This is a genomic window from Clostridium sp. 1001270J_160509_D11, from assembly GCF_015667935.1.
Lineage (GTDB): Bacteria > Bacillota > Clostridia > Peptostreptococcales > Peptostreptococcaceae > Intestinibacter.
This window is the reverse complement of the sequence record NZ_JADPET010000175.1, coordinates 1-5,148: the sequence shown is the minus strand read 5'-3', so window position 1 is coordinate 5,148 and position 5,148 is coordinate 1. Positions and strand designations below refer to the sequence as shown.

General features: G+C 30.7%; 5 protein-coding genes. All 5 read left to right on the top strand.

Annotated elements, in window-relative coordinates:
- Window positions 1-323: 323 nt before the first annotated feature.
- Entirely contained in the window at window positions 324-863 is a 540-nt protein-coding gene (locus tag I4U58_RS12505) for an XRE family transcriptional regulator (RefSeq protein WP_007286148.1), read from the top strand.
- A gap of 155 nt (window positions 864-1,018) precedes the next feature.
- Entirely contained in the window at window positions 1,019-2,095 is a 1,077-nt protein-coding gene (potA, locus tag I4U58_RS12500; RefSeq protein ID WP_195931675.1) for a spermidine/putrescine ABC transporter ATP-binding protein, read from the top strand.
- A gap of 52 nt (window positions 2,096-2,147) precedes the next feature.
- Window positions 2,148-2,993, top strand: a complete 846-nt coding sequence (locus tag I4U58_RS12495; RefSeq protein ID WP_195931673.1) for an ABC transporter permease — start codon at window positions 2,148-2,150, stop codon at window positions 2,991-2,993.
- Complete coding sequence (locus tag I4U58_RS12490; RefSeq protein ID WP_195931674.1) at window positions 2,987-3,769, top strand: ABC transporter permease; 783 nt, start codon at window positions 2,987-2,989, stop codon at window positions 3,767-3,769. Before I4U58_RS12495 ends, I4U58_RS12490 begins: the two co-directional genes overlap by 7 nt.
- A 69-nt stretch (window positions 3,770-3,838) precedes the next feature.
- Window positions 3,839-4,894 (top strand): spermidine/putrescine ABC transporter substrate-binding protein, encoded by a 1,056-nt coding sequence (locus I4U58_RS12485; RefSeq protein ID WP_195931672.1) that lies wholly within the window; start codon window positions 3,839-3,841, stop codon window positions 4,892-4,894.
- The last annotated feature ends 254 nt before the right edge of the window (window positions 4,895-5,148 follow it).

The following is a 5,148-nucleotide window of genomic DNA, read 5'->3' as shown; positions in this document are numbered from 1 at the left end:
TAAAACCTTTTAGGGCAATTAGACCAGCAAATAATTATGTTGATATGGTGGCAGAATTACCATATGACGTTATGAATTGATTTGGAAAGAAAATGGGCAATAAATATTGAAATTTGAACGATTAATCGGTTTTATATAAATTTTAGGTTTTTTGATAAAAACATTGAATTTTGGTTATGTTTGCTATATAATATCAATGGTGAGTTTAGTAATTTTAAACTTTGAGTTTAGAAAAATACAAAACGAGTTTAACAATATAAGAAAAAAGTTTACTTTTAATAAGATTTATTTAAATAAAAATTATAATAATGGGAGGCCTAGGTATGGATATTGGGAGTAAGATAAAGAGTATGCGTATGGAAAAACAGTTGACCCAAGAAGAGCTTGCTAATAGGTGCGAACTTTCTAAAGGGTTCATATCGCAGCTTGAAAACAACCTTACATCACCATCGATAGCGACTTTGATTGATATTTTAGAAATTTTAGGAACTAATTTAAGAGAGTTCTTTAATGAAATTGATCCGGAGAGAATTACTTTTAAGAAGGAAGATATGTTTGAGACTGAGGATGAGGAGTTGAAATACCATTTAAAATGGTTAATTCCGAATTCACAAAAGAATATGATGGAGCCGATTATAATAACTTTATATCCAGGAGGGCAATATAAAGAAGAGAAGCCTCATGAAGGTGAGGAGTTTGGTTATGTTGTGGCTGGGAATATTCTTCTTCATTTAGGCGATAGGGTCAATAAAGTGAAGAAGGGCGAGAGTTTTTATTTTAAGCCAAGAATGAATCATTACATATCAAACCCAGGTAAGACAACTGCGAAGGTAATATGGGTAAGTACGCCACCATCTTTCTAAAAAATGATAGTGGAAGTATTGAGTATTAAAATTTAATAAAAATTAAAGATAGACGTGGATTTACGTTGAAAATAAAAGTTAGTAATTATAAGCATGATGAGTATTGTGCAAAAAAAGAGAAGAGAGGTGTATCTATGAATAATACAAATTCAGAAATGAAGCTAGATGAGACTAAGTCAAATGTAGCTCAGTCAGAAAATATTATTGAATTAAAAAACATAACAAAGCAATACGATGATCTTTTAGTATTGGATAATCTTAATCTTGATATAAAGAAAAATGAATTTTTAACTTTATTAGGACCTTCAGGATGTGGAAAAACTACTACATTAAAGATAATAGCTGGTTTTGAACATGCTGATGAAGGTGCGGTTATGTTCGAAGGTGTAAATGTAAATGATACCCCACCTTATGAAAGACAAGTAAATACTGTTTTCCAAAAGTATGCGTTATTCCCTCATATGAATGTTTATGAAAATATCGCGTTTGGATTAAAAATAAAGAAAATGGATAAGGCGACTATTGATGTTAAGGTAAAAGAGATGCTTAAACTTGTTGCGCTTGAAGGATTTGAAAAACGTTCGATTGATTCTTTAAGTGGTGGGCAACAGCAAAGAATCGCTATTGCAAGAGCATTAGTTAATGAGCCAAAAATATTACTTTTAGATGAGCCTTTAGGTGCGCTTGACTTAAAATTAAGACAAGAAATGCAAAGAGAGCTTAAGAAAATACAACAAAAATTAGGAATTACTTTTATATTTGTAACTCATGACCAAGAGGAAGCTCTTACTATGTCTGATACGATTGTTGTTATGAATAAAGGTAAAATTCAACAAATGGGAAGTCCTGAAGATATATATAATGAGCCGAAAAATGCATTTGTTGCGAAATTTATCGGTGAAAGTAATATAGTAGATGGAATTATGATTGATGACTACAGAGTACAGTTCTGTGGAAGAGAGTTTGAATGTGTTGATTTCGGTTTTGAGAAAAATGAAGAAATCGAAGTTGTAATTAGACCAGAAGATATCAAGATGGTTTCTCCTGAAGAAGGAATGTTAAAAGGTTTAGTAACATCTGTTGTGTTTAAGGGTGTTCACTATGAAATAGCTGTAGAAGAAAACGGAAGAACTTGGTTTATCCATAATACAAAAATGGCTGAAGAAGGTACTATGTTAGGAATGGATATATACCCTGAAGATATACATATCATGAGAAAGGTAAGCCAATAATAATTTATCATCTACTAATTTGATAAATATTTTTAAAAGGTGAGTGATAATAATGAAAAGAAAAGCATCTGAATCAAGATTAGCGACTCCTTATGTAATTTGGAGTGTACTTTTTATAGTAGTACCTTTAATTTTAATAGTTTTCTTCAGTTTTACACAGCAAGTAGATGGAAGATACGTATTTACAACGGCGAATTTTGAAAAATTTTTCAATCCAATGTATTTTAAAGTTATCAGAAGATCACTTGTTTTAGCACTTATATCTACAGTTTTATGTTTAATAGTTGGTTATCCAACAGCTTATATTATTTCAAAAGCGAAACCAAGCAAAAGAGGAATACTTCTTTTACTTTGTATATTACCAATGTGGATGAACTTCCTTCTTAGAACTTACGCTTGGTCGGCTATATTAGGTAGAAATGGATTTATAAATACTTTACTTAAATTTATTGGTCTTAGCCCAGTAAATATACTATATACAGATACAGCAGTTTTATTAGGTATGGTTTATAACTTCCTACCATTTATGATACTTCCAATTCATACGGTTTTATCAAAAATGGACCACGATTTAATAAATGCAGCGAGAGACCTTGGAGCAAATAATTTCCAAGTTTTTACAAAGGTAATATTCCCACTTAGTTTACCTGGTGTAGTATCAGGAGTAACAATGGTGTTTATGCCTGCTGTTTCGACATTCGTAATATCAAAACTTTTAGGTGGAGGACAATTCTACTTAATAGGTAACTTAATTGAACAAGAATTTATGTCAGTTGGAGATTGGCATTTTGGATCAGCAATATCAATATTTATGATGATTATAATACTTATCTCAATGGCTATAATGAATAAATACAGCAATGGAAATGACAAGGAAGGCGGTGGATTACTATTATAAAGAAGATTTTTTCAAACATATATTTATTTTTGGTATTTGTATTTTTATACTTACCAATAGTGACTTTAGCGATTTTCTCGTTTAATGATTCAAAATCCATGTCTGTCTGGAATGGATTTACATTAGATTGGTACCACACCTTATTCGAAAATGAAAGGCTAATAAGCGCACTTTACTACACATTACTTGTAGCAATAACTGCAACAATAATATCAACTATCGTCGGAACAATGGCGGCGATAGGAATACATAAGATGAGAAACAAAAAAAGAAAAGATTTATTACTTAATATAAATTATCTGCCAGTTTTAAACCCAGATATAGTAACTGGGGTATCACTTATGACATTATTCGTATTTTTAAACGTAAACTTTGGCATGGGGACAATGCTTTTATCTCACTTAGTATTTGATATACCATATGTAATATTATCTGTGTTACCAAAGTTAGCACAGCTACCTGCAAATATAGAAGATGCAGCCCTTGACTTAGGAGCGACACCATCATATGCGCTTAGAAAAATAATATTACCACAACTTAAACCAGGTATAATATCTGGAGCACTTATGGCATTTACAATGTCTATAGATGATTTCGTAATAAGTTTCTTTACAACAGGAAACGGAGTAACAAACTTATCAATAGAAATCTACTCAATGACAAGAAGAGGTTTAACTCCTGAAATAAATGCTCTTTCAACATTAATGTTCATAGTAGTTTTAGCATTACTAATAACTTCAAATATTGTTGGAAATAAAAAGACAGTAGAAAATTAATATAAATACATTATAAAGATAAATTAAATCAACATGAGATTAAATATGTGAAACAGGGAGGATTTCTAGATGAAGTTAAAGAAAATAATTGCATTAATATGCACATTTGCTATGACAGCTAGTATGTTGACTGGTTGTGGTAGTTCTAAAAAATCTAGTCAAGTTCTAAACATATACAATGTTGGGGATTATATAGATCAAGATTTACTTGCTAAATTTACTGAACAAACAGGAATAGAAATAGTTTACGAAACATACGACACTAATGAAGCAATGTACCAAAAATTAAAAAGTGGTTCTTCAAAATACGATTTAATCTTCCCATCAGATTATATGGTAGATAAATTAATAGAAGAGAACATGCTACAAAAAATAGATTACAAAAATATACCAAATTACTCACAAATAATGGATAGCTTTAAACATCCAAGCTACGATCCAAATGATGAATACAGCGTACCTTATTTATGGGGGACTTTCGGTATAATCTACAACACTAAAGTAGTAGACAAAGAAGACACAAAAAGCTGGGATATATTATGGAACAAAAAATATACAGGAAATATCCTACTACTAGACTCAGTAAGAGACACAATGGGGATTTCTTTAAAAAGACTAGGATATTCTATGAATACCCATAACCCAGATGAAATAAACAAAGCAAAAGATGAATTAATAAAAGAATTATCAGTAGTTCAAGCATACGTAAATGATGACGGAAAAGATAGAATAGTAGCTGGAGATGCTGATATAGGAATAGTTTATTCAGGAGATGCACTAGTTATGATGGACGAAAACCCAGACTTAGCATATGCAATACCTGAAGAAGGAACAAACAAATGGGTAGATGCAATGTGCATACCTAAAACTGCCGAAAACAAAGACTATGCAGAAGCATTTATAAACTTTATGCTAGACCCAGAAGTAGCAAAACAAAACGTAGACTACATAGAGTACTCTACGCCGAACCAAGGAGTATACGACATGTTAGACGAAGAAACGAAAAATTCTCCAGTCGCATACCCAAGCGAAAAAGTATTAAATAAAACAGAAGTGTTCTTAAATCTTCCAGAAAACGTGATGAAATTATATGACGATGCCTGGACAGAAATTAAGACAAATTAGAAATAAAAATAAGATAATAAAAAGGAGTGCCTAAAATAGATAAATGTGTCTATTTTAGGCACTCCTTTTTTTGATAATGTAATTAGAGGAGGGGCAGATGTTGTTAAGTTATATGATATAGTTTTGTATTATTGTAATTCTATTTAACGACTTTGTGATAGGGATATTTTTATTATTAAATTATGAAATGAATATAATTATATATTATCTCTAAGAAAACTTCTTATATTATTATAAATTTTTTATATTTTATT

Bases quoted from the DNA above. Each gene is read 5' to 3' on its own strand.
- I4U58_RS12505 (WP_007286148.1), top strand. From the start codon at position 324: ATGGATATTGGGAGTAAGATAAAGAGTATGCGTATGGAAAAACAGTTG.
- potA (WP_195931675.1), top strand. From the start codon at position 1,019: ATGAAGCTAGATGAGACTAAGTCAAATGTAGCTCAGTCAGAAAATATT.
- I4U58_RS12495 (WP_195931673.1), top strand. From the start codon at position 2,148: ATGAAAAGAAAAGCATCTGAATCAAGATTAGCGACTCCTTATGTAATT.
- I4U58_RS12485 (WP_195931672.1), top strand. From the start codon at position 3,839: ATGAAGTTAAAGAAAATAATTGCATTAATATGCACATTTGCTATGACA.